This window comes from Actinoallomurus sp. CA-150999 (genome assembly GCF_050942425.1).
GTDB lineage: Bacteria > Actinomycetota > Actinomycetes > Streptosporangiales > Streptosporangiaceae > Actinoallomurus.
On the sequence record NZ_CP192063.1, the window covers coordinates 4635993 to 4655366 of the forward strand.

A 19374-nucleotide genomic window follows, 5' to 3' on the forward strand; every position below is an offset into this window, starting at 1 on the left:
CGCTACCGCTCCTTTCCGAGGATCCGCCGGCCCCCGCCGTGCTTCTTGTGGACCGCCTGCCGGCTGACGCCGAGGCAGACGGCGATCTCCTGCCAGGACCATCCCTGGTCACGCGCGCTCTCGACCTGCAGCGTCTCCAGGCGCTCGGCGAGTTCGCGCAGCGCGCGTACCGCTCGCAACCCGATCGCCGGGTCGCGGCTGCTCGCCTCCTGGGCGAGCTGGACTCCATCGCTCATACCGTCAACATAGGTTGACAGCAGGGCGACTGTCAACCCAAGTTGACGCGTTACTGGAACGTGGCGTGCGTCGGGCGCATCACCAGGACCACCCGTCGGTCGGCGTCGGGCAGCGGCGGCTCGTAGGACAGCCCGTAGCGGCGGGCGAGGACGTCGAAGAACGTGCCTTCGGGGTCGGGCTCGACGCCCTCGACGACGCCGCGCACCTCCAGATAGCGGTACGGCCGGTCGGGATCATTGACGGAGATCGCGACGTCCGGCTCGCGCTGGACGTTCCGGCACTTCTGGCGATCGGTCGTCGTGGTGAACCGCAGGTGCTCGCCGTCCCAGAGCATCCACACCGGGGTGACCTGCGGGCGTCCGCCGGGCCCCGCCGTGGCCAGATGGGCGAACAGCGGGCGTTGGAGGAGGTCCCGATGGCTCTCGGGAATGGTGGTGGTCATCGATCGCTCCCGGTCAGGTGTCGGGCGAGCCGGTCGGCCGCATGGGGAAGCCAGGTCCATCGGGCGTTGGCCACCAGGTGGTCGCCCTCGGGGATCAGGAGGTACTCACCGCGCGGCGCGTGCCGGGCGAGGTCCGCGCCGTTGGTCGCGCCGGGGATGACGTCCCGGCCGCCGTCGACGACCAGGAGCGGCTGCTCAATGCGCTCGGGCACGCCGGTCGCGTCGACGCGGCGGGCGAACTCCCGGGCGGCGTCCACACTGCCGGTGCGCAGCGTGAGCGTCTCGGTGACGAACGGTGGGAGCGCGTCCCAGTCGAGCCGGGTCACGCCGCTGACCAGCACCCCGCTCCGGAGCCGCGGCTCGGCGGCCAGCGACAGTGCCCCGTAGAAGCCGCCGAGGCTGAGGGCGATCGCGCCGATCCGCCCGGTGTCCAGGTCGTCCCGGCCGTCGATCGCGTCGATCGCGGCGGAGGTGACCTTGTCGTAGTCGGGTCGTGGTGCGGTCCGGGGAGCGAGCTCGCCCTGGCCCGGCCCGTCGATGGCCAGCGTCGCCAGGCCCCGCCGCAGCAGCGCGTCGGCGATGGAGACGAACTCCTCCTTGCCGGAGTCCATCCCCGGGATCACGACCACGAGCGGCGGCGTCGGCACTCCGGCCGGCCGGCGCAGGGTCCCGACGAGGTCGCCGGCGTCGATCCGCTCCCAGGTGGGGTCCAGGCAGGTGAGCGCCCGGCGCATCGCGTCGGCGGACTCGCCGTGGCCGTTCCGGTCGGGGTGGGGGATCGTCGTGGCGAAGTGGAACCACAGCGCGGCGTCCCGGTAGGCCTCGCCCGCCGAGACGAGCCGGCCCTCGTTCTCGGCCCGTTCACCCGCCTCCAGGTGCTCCCGGCCGGCTCGGCGGAAGGCCGTCGGCCAGTCGCGCAGGGTGGTCAATGGCGCCGTGACGGCGTCGTACTCGCAGGCGTCCACGCCCGCGGACACCGCGCGTGAGCGGGCCGAGGCGATGAACGCCGGCAACGCCGCCGGATCGTCCAAGAAGGTCAACACGCACCTCCATGTCGTTCGGATGGGTACGGGGCTGAAACTTATCAAGGTCTTGATATCTGTCAAGACACGAATGATTGATCGGGTCTGTATGATCCGGGACATGGGCATGCCGTTGGACGAACGCCTCGGAATGGACCTCAAGCGGGTGGAGCAGGAGCTCATGGCGGCCAAGCACGCCGCCGTCAAGGTCGCCGGGCTGACCGTCCCGCAGTACGCCGCCCTGTACGTCCTCGCCGACAACCCCGGCATGTCAGGCGCCGCCCTGGCCCGCGCCTGCGTGGTCACCCCCCAGGCGATGACGGGCGTGCTGAAGAACCTCGAGGAGCGCGGCCTCGTCGAGCGCACCCCACACCAGTGGCACCGCAACGTGCTGGAGACGCGGCTCACCGAGGAGGGCCGGGCGGCGCTCGAGAAGGCGGACGCGCGGGCCTCGGCGATCGAGCGCCGCGTCTCCGAGGAGTTCACCCCCGAGGAGCGCGACACTCTCCGCGCCTTCCTCGCCCGGTTCGCCAAGGCCATCCAGGCCGAGGCGGCCGAGCAGGCGACCGAATGAGCCCCGGCGGGCGGCTGACCGAATGAGATTCGACTCACGGGCCCGGCGATCTTCCGCCGCGCCGGTGTGGTTGGCCATACTCGACGGACGGGGGCCCGGAGCCCTCGGTGACGGAGGGATGGGATGACGGTTCTCACCAGCGCGCTCGACACCGCCGGCCCGGCCTATGCCGCCCGGCGGGCGGCGATGCTGGCCAAGCTGGCGGAGCTGGACGCCGAGCACGCCAAGGCGGTCGCGGGCGGCGGTCCGAAGTACGTCGAACGGCACCGGAAGCGCGGCAAGCTGCTGGCCCGGGAGCGGATCGAGCTGCTGATCGACCCGGACTCGCCGTTCCTGGAGCTGTCGCCGCTGGCCGCCTGGGGCACGGACTTCACCGTCGGTGCGAGCGTGGTCGCCGGCATCGGCGTGGTGGAGGGCGTCGAGTGCGTGATCGGCGCCAGCGACCCGACCGTACGCGGCGGGTCCAGCAACCCGTGGACGATGCGCAAGTCGTTCCGGGCCGCCGAGATCGCGCTGCGCAACCGACTGCCGCTGATCAACCTGGTCGAGTCCGGCGGCGCGGACCTGCCGACGCAGAAGGAGATCTTCATCCCGGGCGGCCGCACCTTCCGCGACCTGACCCGGCTGTCGGCCGCCGGCATCCCGACGATCGCCCTCGTGTTCGGCAACTCCACCGCCGGCGGCGCGTACCTGCCCGGCATGAGCGACTACGTCGTCATGGTCAAGGACCGCGCCAAGGTCTTCCTCGGCGGCCCGCCGCTGGTCAAGATGGCCACCGGCGAGGAGTCCGACGACGAGAGCCTCGGCGGTGCCGAGATGCACGCCCGCACCAGCGGCCTGGCCGACTACATGGCCGCCGACGAGCACGACGCGCTGCGGATCGGCCGCCGCATCGTCGCCCGGCTCGACTGGCACAAGCAAGGACGCGAACCGCTGCCCGCGCGCCCGCCCGCGTACGACGAGGACGAACTGCTGGGCATCGTCCCGGACGACCTCAAGGTGCCCTTCGACCCGCGCGAGGTGGTCGCGCGGATCGTCGACGGCTCCGACTTCGACGAGTTCAAGCCGCTGTACGGCGACAGCCTCGTCACCGGCTGGGCGACGCTGCACGGCTACCCGATCGGGATCCTCGCCAACGCGCGCGGCGTGCTGTTCGGCGAAGAGGCGCAGAAGGCCGCGCAGTTCATCCAGCTGGCGAACCAGAGCGGCACGCCGCTGCTGTTCCTGCAGAACACCACCGGCTACATGGTCGGCGCCGAGTACGAGCAGGGCGGCATCATCAAGCACGGCGCGATGATGATCAACGCGGTGTCCAACAGCCGGGTACCGCACCTCACCGTGGTCATGGGAGCGTCGTACGGGGCGGGCAACTACGGCATGTGCGGCCGGGCGTACGACCCGCGCTTCCTGTTCACCTGGCCGAGCGCCAAGTCCGCCGTGATGGGCCCGGCGCAGCTGGCCGGCGTGCTGTCCATCGTCGGGCGCCAGGCCGCCCAGGCCCGCGGCCAGGCGTACGACGAGGAGGCGGACGTTCAGATGCGCGCGATGGTCGAGCAGCAGATCGAGGCCGAGTCACTGCCGTTCTTCCTGTCCGGGCGGCTGTACGACGACGGCGTGATCGACCCACGCGACACCCGCACCGTCCTCGGCCTCTGCCTGTCCGCGATCAACAGTGCCCCCGCCGCCGAGCCCGCGCAGGGCTTCGGCGTCTTCAGGATGTAGGCGATGATCTCACGACTGCTCGTCGCGAACCGTGGCGAGATCGCCCGCCGGGTGTTCCGCACCTGCCGCGATCTCGGCATCACCACGGTCGCCGTCTTCTCCGACCCCGACGCGTCGCTGCCGCACGCCGGCGAGGCCGACCTGGCGGTGCGCCTGCCCGGCGCGACCCCGGCCGAGACGTACCTCGACCAGAAGGCGATCATCGCGGCGGCCAAGGCCTCCGGCGCGGACGCGATCCACCCCGGCTACGGCTTCCTGTCGGAGAACGCCGCGTTCGCCGACGCGGTGGTCGCCGCCGGACTGACCTGGGTCGGTCCGTCCCCGGCGGCGATCGCCGCGATGGGCTCCAAGATCGAGGCCAAGCGGCTGATGAAAGCGGCGGGCGTGCCCGTCCTGCCGGAGCTGGACCCCGAGACGGTGACCGACTTCCCGGTCCTGGTCAAGGCGTCGGCGGGCGGCGGCGGCCGGGGCATGCGCGTCGTCCGGGCCGCCGAGGAGCTACCCGACGCCGTCGAGTCGGCGCGGCGGGAGGCGGCCTCGGCGTTCGGCGACCCCACGGTCTTCTGCGAGCCGCTGCTGACTGGCGCCCGCCACATCGAGGTGCAGGTCCTCGCGGACTCCCACGGCACGGTCTGGACGCTGGGGGAGCGGGAGTGCTCCATCCAGCGGCGCCACCAGAAGGTGATCGAAGAGGCCCCGTCCCCGGCCGTCGACACCGCCCTGCGGCAGCGCCTGTCGGAGGCGGCGTCCGCGGCGGCCCGCGCGATCGGGTACACCGGCGCGGGCACCGTGGAGTTCATGCTCGCCCCCGACGGCGGCTTCTACTTCCTCGAGGTGAACACCCGGCTGCAGGTCGAGCACCCCGTCACCGAGTGCGTGTACGGCGTGGACCTGGTCGCGCTGCAGATCGAGGTGGCCGAGGGCGCCGTGCTGCGCGACCCGCCCCGCCCGCGCGGCCACGCGATCGAGGCGCGGCTCTACGCCGAGGACCCCGCCGAGGGGTACCGGCCGCACAGCGGCCCGCTGCACGCGTTCGCGATCCCGGGTGTGGACGCCGAGTTCGCCGTCCCCTCGGGGTACGGGCTGCGGCTGGACTCCGGGGTCGTCTCCGGCAGCGTCGTCTCCACGCACTACGACCCGATGCTCGCCAAGGTCATCGCCTACGCGCCCACCCGCGCCGCGGCGGTGCGCCGCCTGGCCACCGCCCTGGCCGGTGCCCGCGTCCACGGCCTCGTCACCAACCGGGACCAGCTCGTCACCACGCTGCGGCACGAGGCCTTCCTCATCGGAGCGACCGACACCGGCTTCCTGGACCGCCATCCCACGACCGCGCCGCTCGCCGGCGAGGAGGCCGTACGCCTGTCGGCGCTCGCCGCCGCCCTCGCCCGGGCCGCCGCGAACCGCCGGGCGGCCCCGGTGCTGCGCGACCTGCCCGGCGGCTGGCGCAACGTCCCGTCCCAGCCGCAGCGCGCCGTCTTCGAGGAGGCGGAGGTCGCCTACCGCCTCACCCGCGACGGCCTGACCGCCGAGGGCCATCCAGGCGTCGCGCTGGTGTCCGCCGAGCCCGGCGAGGTCGTCCTCGACGAGGATGGCGTACGGCTCCGGTTCGCCGTGGCGTCGTACGACCGGCGCGTGCACGTGGACTCCGTCCTCGGGCCGGTGACCCTCACCGCGGTCGAGCGGCTGCCCGACCCGGCCGAGCAGGTCGCGCCGGGCACGCTGGTCGCCCCGATGCCCGGCTCGGTGGTCCGGGTCGCGGTGCGCGAGGGCGAGACCGTCGAGCGCGGGCAGCCGGTGCTGTGGCTCGAGGCGATGAAGATGGAGCACCAGATCCTCGCCCCGGCCGCCGGGATCGTCACGGCACTGCACGCCGAGGTCGGCCGCCAGGTCGAGACCGGCGCCGTCCTCGCCGTCGTCGCCGAGAGCTGAACCCGGGCGCCGAGGCGGCGCCCGGGGCGCCGGGGAGAAGCCGCCGCGGGAGAGGCCACTCCGGCGACGGGGGAACCCGTCGCCGGGACCGCCCCCGGTCCTCTCGACGCCGGGGCTTGACCCCGTCCTCACCGGAACCGTCCAGGCCCCTCGACGCCGGGGCGTGACCCGGTCCTCACTGTCGGCACGCCGCGGTCCGTGTACCCCGTGGCGCGCCCGGTCCGCCGATGCACCAGGATGTGATCCATGGAACCGCTCGTCCGTCTCACCGCCGAGGGCGGCGTCGCGACCGTCACCCTCGACTCGCCGCGGAACCGCAACGCGCTGTCCCGCCGGCTCGTCACGGAGCTGCGCGAGACGCTCGCCGCCGTCACCGCCGACGATGCCGTGCGCGTCGTCGTGCTCACGGGCACCGGGCCGGTGTTCTGCGCGGGCGCGGACCTGAAGGAGCAGTCGGCGGGCGAGCCTCCACCGGACGTCCCGGGGCTGCTGACGCTCGTCTGGGACAGCCCGAAGCCGGTGGTCGCGCGGCTCAACGGGCCCGCGCGGGCCGGCGGGCTCGGGCTGGTCACCGCCTGCGACATCGCGATCGCGCCCGACACGGCGACGTTCGCCTTCAGCGAGGTGCGGCTCGGCGTCGTGCCCGCCATGATCGCGGTGACCTGCCTGCGCCGCATGGATCAGCGTGCCGCCGCCGAGTACTTCCTGACCGGGGAGGTCTTCGACGCCCGGCGGGCGCAGGAGATCGGCCTGCTCAGCCGCGCCGTGCCGCCGGAGGAGCTCGACGCGACCGTCGCCCACTACACGGGGATGCTGCTGCGCGGAGCGCCGGAGGCCCTCGCCCTCGCCAAGCGGCTGCCGCGCACGGTGCCGGGCCCGTCGGTGGAGGAGGACTTCGCGCGGATGGCCGAGCTGTCCGCGGAGCGGTTCGCCTCGGAGGAGGCGCGGGAGGGCATCGCGGCGTTCCTGGAGAAGCGCGACCCGCGGTGGATCCCGTGACCGTCGCCGACGTCCGCGCCGAGCCGCTGAGCCGGCGGCTGCTCACCGCCGAGATCTGGGTCGTCTTCGCGGTCTCCCTCGGCGCGAGCGGCGTCCAGGCCCTGCTGCAGCTGATCGCCTCGCTCACCCGGCCGAAGGCGCTGTCGCACCAGAAGGCCCTGATCGTCGGCTCGTACGCGCCCGGACGGCCCTGGATCGACCTGACGTTCCAGCTGTTCGGTATCGCGAGCGCGCTGGCGCCGGTCGCGCTCGTCGCCTACCTGCTGGCCCGTTCGGGCGAGTCCCTCAGGACGCTGGGCGTGGACCGCCGCCGGCCGGTGCAGGACCTCCTGCGGGGCGCGGCGCTGGCCGCCGTGGTCGGGGGTACGGGCCTCGCGTTCTACCTCGCGGCGTACTACTCGGGGGCCAACCTCGCCGTCGTCCCGGCGCAGTTGCCGGCCGTGTGGTGGCGCATCCCGGTGCTGCTGCTGTCCGCCGCGCAGAACGGCATCCTCGAAGAGGTGATCGTCGCCGGGTACCTGCTGCACCGGCTGTCGCAGCTCGAGTGGTCGCCGGGCCGGGCCCTGACGCTGAGCGCCGTGCTGCGCGGCTCGTACCACCTCTACCAGGGGTTCGGCGGCTTCGCGGGGAATCTGATCATGGGGTTGCTGTTCGGTGTCCTGTACCGGCGATGGGGCCGCGCCATGCCGCTCATCGTCGCCCACACCCTGATCGACGCCGTCACGTTCGTGGGCTACACGCTCCTGCACGGACACGTGTCCTGGCTGCCCTGAACGCCACGTCTTTCTTCCCCTTTCATGGATTTTCACGGCGGATCAGCGGTCCGTCCGGACGGCTCCGCGGGCAACCCTCCTGCTCTGCCGCAGGGCCGGACGTGCGGTGATCGCCGCTAGGAAACTCCGCGTTTACACGGTTGATACATTCCTCTTGACAACCCTTTCGCGCGCCTTGGATGGTGGGAGCGCTCCCACACCCCCGCCACTCGAGCCGTTAGCGCTTGAAGGGAGTCATTTCCGTGAACGGAAGGGAACTCTCCGCACCCTCCTGCACCGCCGTCGAGACGCCGACGCTCGCCCACGTCGCCGCCCTCGCCGGAGTTTCACCCGCCACAGCGTCACGCGTCATCAACGGCACCGCCCGCGTCAGCCCGCGTGCCCGCTCCCGTGTCGAAGAGGCCGTGCAACGGCTCGGCTACGTGCGTCACCGCGCCGCCCCCGCGGATCGCCGTAGCGGGTCGATCGCGGCGGTCGTCTGCGAGGACGACGCGCGCGTCTTCACCGACCAGTTCTTCGCCCGGTTGTTCTCCGGCGTCCGGCGCGAGCTCGGCGACGAACGTGAGCTCGTCGTCCTGGTCGTCGGCCGCGCCGGTCGCTGGGGCACCGTCGCCGAGTACCTGCGCGGCGGCCGTGCCGACGGCGTGCTCCTCATCAGCGCGCACGGAGCCCCCGCCATGGCCCTCCGCCAGACCGGGGTCCCCGTCCTGCTGGCCGGGCGTCCCCTCTGGACGACGCCGCTGCCGTACGTCGACGCCGACAACCGCGGCGGCGCCCGTACGGCGGTCGACTACCTGCTCAAGTGCGGGCGCCAGACGATCGGCACGATCGCCGGGCCGCCCGACCGCGCCGTGGGGGTCGACCGTCTGGCCGGATACCGCGCTGCCGTCGGCGACGCCGGCCTGCCGACCTCCGGGTTGATCACCTATGGCGACCTGCACCAGGCGTCGGGCGAACACGCGATGAACCGCCTGCTGGACCGCAGGCCCGACATCGACGCCGTACTGGCCGCCTCCGACCAGATGGCCGTGGGCGCACTGCGCGCCCTGCGGCGCACCGGCCGGCGGGTGCCCGACGACGTGGCCGTCGTCGGCTTCGACGACTCGCCGATCGCCGGGCGCGTCCGTCCACGGCTGACGACCGTACGTCAGCCGATCGAGGACATGGGCGTCCGGATGGCCCGCGAGTTGCTCGGCCGCATCGCCGGGGACGCGTCCACCGGCCAGGGTGTCGTGCTCAACACCAAGTTGATCATCCGCGACTCCGCGTGACCCGGCCCGTACGGCCGACCCCCCAGCAGCCGGCCCAGCGGGCCGGTGGTGCCCCCCGTCAGGAGGAATTCCGCCCATGAAGAGACGGCAGAGGTGGCGACCGCTCATAGTCGTCCTGTCGCTCCTGGCCGGCGTGCTCGTCGCCGGCACCGGAGCGCACGCCGCCGATGTGCAGTGCAAGGTCGACTACTCGGTCAACGACTGGGGCTCGGGCTTCACCGCCAACATCACGATCACCAACCTCGGTCCGGCGATCAACGGCTGGACCCTGAAGTACTCCTACGCCGGAAACCAGACCCTGCAGCAGGGCTGGAGCGGCACCTGGTCGCAGTCCGGCAAGGACGTCACCGTCGCCAGCCTGAGCTACAACGGCGCGATCGCCACCAACGGCACCGTCAGCGTCGGCGGCAACTTCACCTACAGCGGAACGAACGCCAACCCGACGTCCTTCTCCCTCAACGGGACCACCTGCACGGGTGCGCACAAGGCCCCGACCGCGGAGCTGACCAGCCCGGCGGCCGGCTCGACGTACAGCTCGGGCGCGACGATCCCGCTCGCCGCCACGGCGAGCGCGAACGACGGCGCGACGATCAGCAAGGTCGAGTTCTACAACGACACGACGCTGCTCGGCACCGACACCTCCGCGCCGTACTCCTTCGACTGGGCGAGCGTGCCGGCCGGGGACTACTCGCTGTACGCCAAGGCCTATGACAGCCAGGGCGCCACCGCCGAGTCCACGCCGGTCGGCGTGCACGTCGCCAGCGGCCCCGCCGTCGTCGCGAGCCCGGCCGCGCTGGCGGTCCAGCAGGGCACGACCGGGACGTTCGGCGTGAAGCTGTCGAGCCAGCCGTCCGGCAACGTGACCGTCACGGTCGCGCGGGCGAGCGGCAACACCGGCCTCACGGTCTCCGCAGGCGGCACCCTGACCTTCACCTCGTCCAACTGGTCGACCGCGCAGAACGTCACGGTCACCGCGGACGCCTCGAGCACGGGCGCGGCCACCTTCACCGCCAAGGCGACCGGGTACGACTCGGCGAGCGTCACCGTCACCGAGACCAAGTCGAACGGCGCGTACGAGGACCGCTTCCTCACGCTCTACAACAAGATCACCGACCCGGCCAACGGCTACTTCAGCAAGGAGGGCATCCCGTACCACTCGGTGGAGACACTGATGGTCGAGGCGCCGGACCAGGGGCACGAGACCACCTCCGAGGCCTACAGCTACCTGATCTGGATGCAGGCGGTGTACGGGAAGGTCACCGGCGACTGGAGCAAGTTCAACAACGCGTGGGCGCTCATGGAGAAGTACATGATCCCCACCCACGCCGACCAGCCCACCAACAGCTTCTACAACGCGAGCAAGCCCGCGACGTACGCGGCCGAGCACGACCTGCCCGACCAGTACCCGTCGCAGATCGACTCCAGCGTCTCCGTCGGCCAGGACCCGATCGCCGCCGAGCTGAAGTCGGCGTACGGCACCGACGACGTGTACGGCATGCACTGGCTGCAGGACGTCGACAACACCTACGGCTACGGCGACACCCCCGGCGGCGGCTGCGAGGAGGGCCCGAAGACCAACGCGCCGTCCTACATCAACAGCTACCAGCGCGGGCCGCAGGAGTCGGTGTGGGAGACGATCCCGCAGCCGACCTGCGACAAGTTCGCCTACGGCGGCAAGAACGGCTACCTGGACCTGTTCATCAAGGACTCCAGCTACGCCAAGCAGTGGAAGTACACCGACGCCCCGGACGCCGACGCGCGCGCCATCCAGGCCGCGTACTGGGCCGACACCTGGGCCAAGCAGCAGGGCAAGGGCTCGGACGTGTCCGCCACGGTCGCCAAGGCGGGCAAGATGGGCGACTACCTGCGGTACTCCTTCTTCGACAAGTACTTCAAGAAGATCGGTAACTGCACCAGCCCGAGCTGCCCGGCCGGCACCGGCAAGGACAGCGAGCACTACCTGCTGTCGTGGTACTACGCCTGGGGCGGCGCGACCGACTCCAGTGCAGGCTGGGCGTGGCGGATCGGCGACGGCGCCTCCCACTCCGGCTACCAGAACCCGATGGCGGCGTACGCCCTCACCACCGACACGGCGATGCAGCCGAAGTCGGCGACCGGCGTCGACGACTGGAAGAAGAGCCTGCAGCGGCAGTTGGAGTTCTACCGCTGGCTGCAGTCCTCCGAAGGCGCGATCGCCGGCGGGGCGACCAACAGCTGGGGCGGGGCGTACGGCACGCCGCCGGCCGGCGACTCCACGTTCTACGGCATGGCCTACGACTGGGAGCCGGTCTACCACGACCCGCCGAGCAACCAGTGGTTCGGCTTCCAGGCGTGGTCGATGGAGCGGGTCGCCGAGTACTACTACGTCACCGGTGACAGCACCGCCAAGACCCTGCTGAGCAAGTGGGTGAGCTGGGCGACGGCCAACACCAAGCTGAACGCCGACGGGACCTACCAGATCCCCTCGACGCTGCACTGGAGCGGCCAGCCCGACACCTGGAACGCCTCCAGCCCGGGTACCAACGCGGGCCTGCACGTCACGATCGCCGACTACACCAACGACGTCGGCGTGACGGCGGCGTACGCCAAGACCCTGGCGTACTACGCGGCCAAGTCCGGCGACACCACCGCCAAGTCGACCGCGCAGACCCTGCTCGACGACATGTGGAGCAAGGACCAGGACGGGATCGGCATCTCGGTGCCCGAGACCCGTACGGACTACAACCGGTTCAACCAGGCCTACAGCACCTCCAACACCAACCACGACGGCGTCTACGTGCCGTCCGGCTGGACCGGGACGATGCCGAACGGCGACAAGATCGACAGCAGCGCGACGTTCCTGTCGATCCGCTCCTGGTACAAGCAGGATCCCGCCTGGTCGAAGGTCCAGTCGTACCTGAACGGCGGGGCGGCGCCGAGCTTCAACTACCACCGGTTCTGGGCGCAGTCGGACATCGCCATGGCGATGGCGACCTACGGCCAGCTGTTCGACCAGTGAACGAGCGCTCCGGGGACGCGGCCCGCGTCCCCGGGGCCCGGCTCGGCGGCCCCGATGGCCGCGGAGTCACGCAGATGGGAGCGCTCCCAAAACTCTCTGAGGAGGAAACATCCCGATGAAGGTCAACCCCCACCGTGGCCTGGCGCTGCGGATGGACCGGGCGGGCGTGGCGATCGCCGCGCTCCTGCTCGGCCTCGTATCCGTACTGTTCGGCATGGGCCGGGCACACGCGGCCGTCGGCTGTCAGGTCACCTACTCGGTGAACCAGTGGAGCAACGGCTTCACCGCCAGCGTCGGCATCACCAACCTCGGCGACCCGATCAGCTCCTGGACCCTGGAGTGGGACTTCGCCGGCAACCAGCAGATCAGCCAGGGCTGGAGCGGCACGTTCTCCCAGTCCGGCAAGCACGTCACGGTTCAGAGCCTGTCCTACAACGGCAGCCTCGGCACCAACGCGTCGACGTCGCTGGGCTTCAACGCCTCCTACTCCGGGACGAACGACGCCCCGACGTCGTTCAGCGTGAACGGCACCACCTGCAACGGGACCCCCGGCGGTGGCGGCGGCTCGACGCCCACGCCGCCACCGAGCGGATCTCATGTCGACAACCCGTTCGCCGGCGGCAAGGGCTACGTGAACCCCGAGTGGTCGGCCGAGGCCAAGGGCGACGGCGGCACCGCGATCGCCAACCAGCCGACCGCCGTCTGGCTGGACCGCATCGTCACCATCGCCGGGACGAGCAGCAGCATGGGCCTGCGCGCCCACCTCGACGCGGCGCTCTCCCAGGGCGCGAGCTACGCGCAGTTCGTCATCTACGACCTGCCTGGCCGCGACTGTGCCGCCCTGGCCTCCAACGGCGAGCTCGGCCCGACAGAGCTCAGCCGCTATGAGACCTCGTACATCGACCCCATCGCGTCGATCATGAGCGACTCGAAGTACGCGAACCTCAAGATCGTCACCTACATCGAGCCCGACTCGCTGCCGAACCTCATCACCAACGTCAGCGGCAACACCGCGACCAGCGAGTGCCAGACGATGCAGCAGAACGGCAACTACGTGAAGGGCGTCCAGTACGCCCTGAACAAGCTGCACGCGATCAGCAACGTCTACACCTACCTCGACGCCGCGCACCACGGCTGGCTCGGCTGGGACACCAACTTCGCCCCCGCCGCGCAGCAGTTCGCCACCGTCGCCAAGGGCACCACCGCCGGCGTGAACAGCGTTGACGGCTTCGTCATCAACACCGCCAACTACTCGGCGACCACCGAGCCGTACCTGACGGTCACCGACCAGACCCGCCAGTCGAAGTGGGTGGACTGGAACCGGTACGTCGACGAGTCGACCTACGGGACGTCGTTCCGCCAGCAGCTGATCTCGGACGGCTTCCCGTCGTCCATCGGCATGGTCATCGACACCTCCCGCAACGGCTGGGGCGGCGCGGCCCGCCCGACCGGGCCGAGCTCGGCCAGCGACATCAACACGCAGGTCAACGCCGAGCGCGTCGACCGCCGGCCGCACGTCGGCGACTGGTGCAACCAGTCCGGCGCGGGCCTCGGCGCACGGCCGACCGCCTCTCCGGCCGCCGGCTTCGACGCCTACGCGTGGGTCAAGCCGCCGGGGGAGTCCGACGGCTCCAGCAAGTCCATCCCGAACGACGAGGGAAAGGGCTTCGACCAGATGTGCGACCCGACCTACGGCGGGAACCCGCGCAACGGCAACAGCCCGACCGGTGCGCTGGCGGACGCGCCGCTGTCCGGCCACTGGTTCTCCGCGCAGTTCCACCAGCTCATGCAGAACGCCTACCCGCCGGTGTCGTAAGACGCCGGTGACCGTCACGCGGGTCTGACCCGCGCCACCGACGCCGGGCGGAGGTGCTGCCTCATGGCGCCTCCGCCCGGCCCTCCACGGGGGACCCGCTCCCCGCGGGGCGCGCCGCCTCGTCCCGCACTCGAACCGCCGGAGGGAGTCTCGTTGACCTCGCCGCTCAGACGCGTTCCCAGCGTCGTGACCACCATCGTCGCCCTGCTCGCCCTGGCCCTCGTACCCATCGTCGGACGGGCCGGCCCGGCGAGCGCCGCCGGCACCGGCTACTGGCACACCAGCGGCCGGCAGCTGCTCGACTCCCAGAACCAGCCCGTCCGGATGACCGGCATCAACTGGTTCGGCGCCGAGACCAGCACGTACGCGCCGCACGGCCTGTGGAGCCGCGGCTACAAGGAAATGCTCGACCAGATCAAGGGCCTGAAGTACAACACGCTGCGGCTGCCGTACTCCAACCAGCTCTTCGACTCCGGATCCACGCCGAACAGCATCGACTACAACAAGAACCCCGACCTGCAGGGGCTGGGCGGCCTGCAGATCCTCGACAAGATCATCGCCTATGCCGGGCAGATCGGACTGAAGGTCCTGCTCGACCGGCACCGGCCCGACTCCGGCAGCCAGTCCGCGCTCTGGTACACCAGCGCCTACCCCGAGTCGCGGTGGATCTCCGACTGGAAGATGCTCGCCCAGCGGTACGCGGGCAACAGCACGGTCGTCGGCGCGGACCTGCACAACGAGCCGCACAGCCCGGCCTGCTGGGGCTGCGGCGACCAGTCCACCGACTGGCGGCTCGCCGCCGAACGCGCCGGCAACGCCATCCTCGCGGTCAACCCCAACTGGCTGATCATCGTCGAGGGCGTCGACAGCTACAACGGGAACGGCTACTGGTGGGGCGGCAACCTCCAGGGCGCCGCCTCGGCCCCCGTGCGGCTGAACGTCGCGAACCGCCTCGTCTACTCCGCGCACGACTACGCGACCTCCGTCTACCCGCAGCCGTGGTTCTCCGACCCGAGCTTCCCGAACAACCTAGCCGGGATCTGGGACAAGAACTGGGGCTACCTGTACAAGAACAACGTCGCGCCGGTCCTCCTCGGGGAGTTCGGCACGACCCTGCAGGACCCGCGCGACCAGACCTGGCTCAAGACGCTGCTCGCCTACCTCGGCCAGGGCGCCGGCGGGATGAGCTTCACGTACTGGTGCTGGAACCCCAACTCCGGTGACACCGGCGGGATCCTGAACGACGACTGGACCACCGTCAACACCACGAAGCAGGCCTACCTCACCCCCTACCTGATCCCTCCGAGCTGACCGGAGGCCGGGGGCTCGCCTCTCGGGAACGGCGCGTCGCCGTCCCCAGGAGGCGACCGCCAGACGGGGCACCGGGGTCGACCCAACGGTGGGAGCGCCGCGATCCCGGTGCCCTTCCGGCATGTCCAAAAAATCGCGATCCGATGGCAACCTTCCGCGCACCTGGAACGACTGGACGAGTGGAACGCCGGGGCCACCACCGAACGGTGTGGGAGCGCCGGGCGGCCCCGGCGTCCCGTTCACGACCCGCTTGCCGCTGGGTCTGCGAGCCCAATGCGGAGCGGTGAGATTGAGACCGCGGCCCCTGGTACCGGTTCTTCCGGTCGCGAGAATGTGATCACATGAAGAATCTTCGGATCACCCGCACGGCGCTCGCGAGTCTGGCGATGACGGCCGGGCTGCTGGCCACCGTCTCCCCGGCCGCACACGCCGATCCGCATTGGCGCTGTGGCACATCGACGGCCAAGCAAGCCGGCGGCAAGATCTCCATGCACTACCACAACTGCGGTGACTTCACGATCGCGAAGGTGCCCATTAACACCAAGACCCTGAAGTTCGGCGGCAAGTGCCATTACGTGAAGCGCGGCAAGACGATCGCCTGGATCATCAAGGCCAACACCACGAAGTACTGGACGACGTACACCTGCACCCCCTGACGCCGAGACGGTGCGCCCGGACGGCGGTGCCGCGCTCCGCGCCTGACGGCGGCGGGCGGCACCGTCGTTCACCGCTCGTCGGGGCGGAGGTGGATCGCGAGGCCGCCGGCGCCGGCCGGCTCGAGGCCCGGCTTGAGCTCCATGCTCCGGGTGTAGTCGCCGCCCTTCAGCGGACGGTACGGCACCGGCTCGGTCGTGAAGAGGGTCCGGAGCCGCTCTCCGTAGGCGTCCGTCAGCCGCCCGAACCGCTCGTCGTCGACCGTGAGGGAGTCGAAGACGGCGAACGGCGGCAGCACGTCCATCCCCGTGTAGTAGAGGATGCCGTGCTGGATGGGGAACAGCAGGTCGTCCAGCCGCCCATGGACGCCGCGGGCCGAGAACGACGGCTCGTCCGCGCCGATCGTCAGCGAGAGCATCGCCCGCCGCCCGGCGAGCGTTCCGTCGCCGTACAGCGCGCGGCCGACCTTGCCCGTGCCGTACCCGAACCGGTAGGTGAGGACCCGGTCCGCCCAGCCCTTGAGGATCGCCGGCATCGAGAACCACCACATCGGGAACTGGAGGATCACGGCCTCGGCCCACAGGAGCTTGTCCTGTTCGGCGGCGATCTCCGGCGACAGGCGGCCCTCGGTGTAGGCGCGGCCGGAGGCGCCGATGACGTCGAGTCGTTCGCCCGGGTCGTGGTCGAGGAAGTCGTCCGCGTCGACGGCGGGCTTCCACTTCATGGCGTACAGATCGGAGACCAGTACCTCATGCCCCGCCCGCCGAAGCTCGTCGGCGGCGAACGCGGCGAGCGTGCCGTTGAGGGAACGGGGCTCGGGATGGGCGCTGACCACGAGGATGTTGCTCATGGTCACCGTTCTCCCGCACGCGGTCGGACGTCGCCAGAACCCTGTGCTTCCGGCGGATTCGCCATCCTGGTACTGACAGGGCCGGTTTCGGGCGTTCCCGGACGTGCATAGTGGTCGGTATGAACGACGACGGTCGGGAACTCGGGGCGTTCCTCCGCGCGCGCAGGGCACGGGTGAGCCCCGAGAGCATGGGACTTACCACCAGTCCGCGCCGCCGGGTCGCGGGGTTGCGCCGGGAGGAGCTGGCGCAGCTCGCGGCGATCAGCGTCGACTACTACGTACGGCTGGAGCAGGGACGCGCGACCCAGCCGTCGGATGAGGTGCTCGACGCCCTGGCCGACGTGCTGGACCTCGACGCCACCGAACGCGATCATCTCCGCCGTCTGGCCAGGACCCGGCGGGCGCGTCCCAGCCCTGTCTCCAGGCAGGAGCGGGTGAGCCCGGATCTGCGGCGCGTGCTCGACGGTATGACCGGCATGCCGGCCGTCATCATGGGAGGCCGGCTGGACCTGTTGGCGTGGAACCGGCTGGGCTCCGAGCTGTTCGGCGGGCTCGAGGACGGCGCGCGCGACCGTAACCAGGCCCGGTACCTGTTCCTCGATCCCCGGTCGAGCGAGACCTTCCCCGATCGTGAACAACGCGCCCGGGAGACCGTGGCCGTCCTGCGCCTGGCCGTGGGGCGGGACCCCGACGACCCGGGACTCGCGGAGCTGGTGGCAGAGCTGACGGCGCACAGCCGGGAATTCCGGTCCCTGTGGGCGGCCGGCGACGTCATGGTCTGCGAGAACGGGCTCAAGGGGTTCCGTCACCCGGCGGTGGGGGAGCTGTGGCTGCGGTACGAGACGCTGCACGTTCCCGCTCCGGACGGGCAGCCGGGCCGGCAGCTGGACGTCCACCTGCCGGAACAGGACGGCGACGCGGAGACCGCCCTGCGGCTCCTGGGCACCTGGACCGCACCGGCCGGAGACGAACGGCGGGCCGAGCGCGGGTAGCCCCCGTCAGATCAGGGACCCGCGCCGGACCCGGTCACCCAGTCCGGCAGGGGCTCGCGGGCCGCCAGCCAGGATTCCGGAATGCCGCCGGCGCCGGTGTGGGCGGCGACGATGCCGCCGGTGATGGCCGCCGTCGTGTCGATGTCCCCGCCGACGGCCACGCAGGTGCGCACCGCCTGCTCGTAGTCGGTGAGATGGCGCGCGGCGACCCACAGGCAGAACGGCACCGTGTCGTGCGCGAGGACCCGTGCGCCGTTGCCGAGCTCGTACGCCGCCTCCTCGCGGGTCCGGTCGAGCAGCCCGGCGGCCCGCTCCACGCCGTCACGCACGGTGCCGTTCGGAGTGTGCGCGAGGACGGCGTCCATCAGCCCGTCCGCGTCACCGCGCGTGACGTACGAGGCCGCGACCGCCACCGCGACGGCGCCGGCGATGCCCTCCGGGTGCGCGTGCGTGACGACGGCCGACGCCGCGGCCTCCAGCGCCACCCGTTCGAGGTCGCCGGGATAGTACGCGCCGAGCGGTGCGGCCCGCATCGCGGCGCCGTTGCCCATCGAACCGCGACCGCCGAACTGGGCGGGGGAGACCGCACGCCACGACTCTCCGTCGCGAAGCGCCCTCAGCAGGACCACCGTGCCCGGCCCATATCCGCGGTAGGGGTCGTAACGATCCGCGAACGCCGCGGCGAGGGCGTCGCGGTCCACCTCCCCGTGCCGATGCAGGACATCGACCAGATTGCAGGCCATCTCCGTGTCATCCGTCCACGGCCAGGGAGCGGGCGGCGTCGCCGTCTCGTCGGAGAGCAGCCGCCTGTTCTCGGTGGCGAAGAACTGGGCGCCGAACGCGTCACCGACGGAGAGCCCGGCAAGAGAGTCCAGAGCGGTCATCGCCCGCCACGGTAGCGGACGTCTCGCCGCTACCGTCTGCGGACGGCACCGCCGGCACGCCTTCCGAACGTTCCCGCCGTCAGGGCTTGCGGGCGACGCCGCCCATCGTCGCCACCTCGGCGGGAGGGCCGAACGGGTCGGGCTCCGGACGCCAGCGCTGGATCGGCACGATGCCGGGCTCGACCGGCTCCAGTCCGGCGAAGAAGCCGGTGATCTGCTCCGGTGTCCGCAGGTGGTAGGGCACCGCGCCGCTGTCCTTGTAGTTCCGGGCGGCCTCCTGGTGCGCGGCTCCGACGTTGATGCTGTCGGCGAGCGCCAGGAAGCTGCCGGAAGGCAGGGCGTCCATCAGCCGCCGAACGATCGACCGCGCTTCGTCGTAGTCGTCCATGTGGCCCAGTACGCCCATGAGCATCAGCCCGACGGGACGGGTCAGGTCGAGGGGCTCGGCCACCGCCTGAGCGATCTTCTCGGGTTCGCGCATGTCGGCGTCGATGTAGTCGGTCCGGCCCGCGGGCGAGCTGGTCAGCAGCGCGCGGGCGTGCGCGAGGACCAGCGGGTCGTTGTCGACGTAGACGATGCGGCACTCGGGCGCGACCCGCTGGGCGACCTCATGGGTGTTGTCGACCGTCGGCAGTCCCGTCCCCACGTCGAGGAACTGCCGGATGCCCTCTTCGCCGGCCAGATACCGGACGGAGCGGGCGAGGAAATGGCGGAACGCGCGGGCCGTGTCGATGATCCCGGGGAAGATCTCGCGGTACCGGTCACCGGCGGCCCGGTCGACCGGATAGTTGTCCTTCCCGCCCAGCCAGTAGTTCCACACGCGCGCCGAGTGCGGCACGGTGGTGTCGATCTCCGGCGTGGGGGCTGGTCCAGGGCTGGATGAGCTGTCGGTCACGGGGC

Annotated in this window: 17 protein-coding genes; 11 read left to right on the forward strand and 6 right to left on the reverse strand. The window is 71.2% G+C overall.

What is annotated here, in order from left to right; all coding sequences use genetic code 11:
- Positions 1 to 2 precede the first annotated feature (2 nt).
- Genes ACQP2O_RS21655 through ACQP2O_RS21665 form a run of 3 tightly spaced genes read right to left on the reverse strand, consistent with a single transcriptional unit; the run spans position 3 to position 1722 of the window.
- The gene (locus ACQP2O_RS21655) at positions 3 to 236 is read right to left on the reverse strand and encodes an RNA polymerase subunit sigma-70 (protein WP_433187991.1); all 234 of its coding nucleotides are present in this window, start codon (positions 234 to 236) and stop codon (positions 3 to 5) included.
- 50 nt (positions 237 to 286) lie between these two features.
- Positions 287 to 679, reverse strand: coding sequence for a PPOX class F420-dependent oxidoreductase (locus tag ACQP2O_RS21660; RefSeq protein ID WP_433187993.1), 393 nt, complete (start codon positions 677 to 679; stop codon positions 287 to 289).
- Complete coding sequence (locus ACQP2O_RS21665) at positions 676 to 1722, reverse strand: alpha/beta hydrolase family protein (protein WP_433187996.1); 1047 nt, start codon at positions 1720 to 1722, stop codon at positions 676 to 678. Before ACQP2O_RS21665 ends, ACQP2O_RS21660 begins: the two co-directional genes overlap by 4 nt.
- Before the next feature lie 100 nt (positions 1723 to 1822).
- On the opposite strand from ACQP2O_RS21665, the gene ACQP2O_RS21670 reads away from it, so the two are divergent.
- From ACQP2O_RS21670 to ACQP2O_RS21715, 10 genes are all read left to right on the forward strand, one after another.
- Complete coding sequence (locus ACQP2O_RS21670; RefSeq protein ID WP_433187999.1) at positions 1823 to 2275, forward strand: MarR family winged helix-turn-helix transcriptional regulator; 453 nt, start codon at positions 1823 to 1825, stop codon at positions 2273 to 2275.
- Between the two features lie 123 nt (positions 2276 to 2398).
- Complete coding sequence (locus tag ACQP2O_RS21675) at positions 2399 to 3997, forward strand: acyl-CoA carboxylase subunit beta (protein ID WP_433188002.1); 1599 nt, start codon at positions 2399 to 2401, stop codon at positions 3995 to 3997.
- A gap of 3 nt (positions 3998 to 4000) precedes the next feature.
- Complete coding sequence (locus ACQP2O_RS21680; protein ID WP_433188005.1) at positions 4001 to 5926, forward strand: biotin carboxylase N-terminal domain-containing protein; 1926 nt, start codon at positions 4001 to 4003, stop codon at positions 5924 to 5926.
- A gap of 246 nt (positions 5927 to 6172) precedes the next feature.
- A complete protein-coding gene (locus ACQP2O_RS21685) occupies positions 6173 to 6925 on the forward strand; it encodes an enoyl-CoA hydratase-related protein (protein WP_433188008.1) in 753 nt (250 codons plus the stop codon).
- A complete protein-coding gene (locus ACQP2O_RS21690) occupies positions 6913 to 7698 on the forward strand; it encodes a CPBP family intramembrane glutamic endopeptidase (RefSeq protein WP_433188011.1) in 786 nt (261 codons plus the stop codon). The genes ACQP2O_RS21685 and ACQP2O_RS21690 overlap by 13 nt, the downstream gene beginning before the upstream one ends.
- A gap of 242 nt (positions 7699 to 7940) precedes the next feature.
- A complete protein-coding gene (locus ACQP2O_RS21695; protein ID WP_433188013.1) occupies positions 7941 to 8969 on the forward strand; it encodes a LacI family DNA-binding transcriptional regulator in 1029 nt (342 codons plus the stop codon).
- Positions 8970 to 9045: 76 nt separating this feature from the next.
- Positions 9046 to 11967, forward strand: a complete 2922-nt coding sequence (locus ACQP2O_RS21700; protein ID WP_433188016.1) for a glycoside hydrolase family 48 protein — start codon at positions 9046 to 9048, stop codon at positions 11965 to 11967.
- Positions 11968 to 12082: 115 nt separating this feature from the next.
- The gene (locus ACQP2O_RS21705; protein WP_433188019.1) at positions 12083 to 13783 is read left to right on the forward strand and encodes a glycoside hydrolase family 6 protein; all 1701 of its coding nucleotides are present in this window, start codon (positions 12083 to 12085) and stop codon (positions 13781 to 13783) included.
- 153 nt (positions 13784 to 13936) lie between these two features.
- Positions 13937 to 15094: a glycoside hydrolase family 5 protein gene (locus tag ACQP2O_RS21710; RefSeq protein WP_433188021.1), complete on the forward strand. Its 1158-nt coding sequence runs from the start codon at positions 13937 to 13939 to the stop codon at positions 15092 to 15094.
- Between the two features lie 341 nt (positions 15095 to 15435).
- Entirely contained in the window at positions 15436 to 15750 is a 315-nt protein-coding gene (locus ACQP2O_RS21715) for a hypothetical protein (RefSeq protein WP_433188024.1), read from the forward strand.
- 68 nt (positions 15751 to 15818) lie between these two features.
- On the opposite strand, the gene ACQP2O_RS21720 is transcribed toward ACQP2O_RS21715, so the two are convergent.
- Positions 15819 to 16598: an NAD(P)H-dependent oxidoreductase gene (locus ACQP2O_RS21720; RefSeq protein ID WP_433188027.1), complete on the reverse strand. Its 780-nt coding sequence runs from the start codon at positions 16596 to 16598 to the stop codon at positions 15819 to 15821.
- A 119-nt stretch (positions 16599 to 16717) separates the two neighbouring features.
- On the opposite strand from ACQP2O_RS21720, the gene ACQP2O_RS21725 reads away from it, so the two are divergent.
- On the forward strand, positions 16718 to 17590 hold the full coding sequence (locus tag ACQP2O_RS21725) for a helix-turn-helix transcriptional regulator (protein WP_433188029.1): 873 nt from the start codon (positions 16718 to 16720) through the stop codon (positions 17588 to 17590).
- Positions 17591 to 17601: 11 nt separating this feature from the next.
- Here ACQP2O_RS21725 and ACQP2O_RS21730 read toward each other — a convergent pair whose 3' ends face one another.
- Complete coding sequence (locus ACQP2O_RS21730) at positions 17602 to 18474, reverse strand: ADP-ribosylglycohydrolase family protein (RefSeq protein ID WP_433188031.1); 873 nt, start codon at positions 18472 to 18474, stop codon at positions 17602 to 17604.
- Between the two features lie 79 nt (positions 18475 to 18553).
- On the reverse strand, positions 18554 to 19369 hold the full coding sequence (locus tag ACQP2O_RS21735) for an SAM-dependent methyltransferase (RefSeq protein WP_433188034.1): 816 nt from the start codon (positions 19367 to 19369) through the stop codon (positions 18554 to 18556).
- Positions 19370 to 19374: the final 5 nt, after the last annotated feature.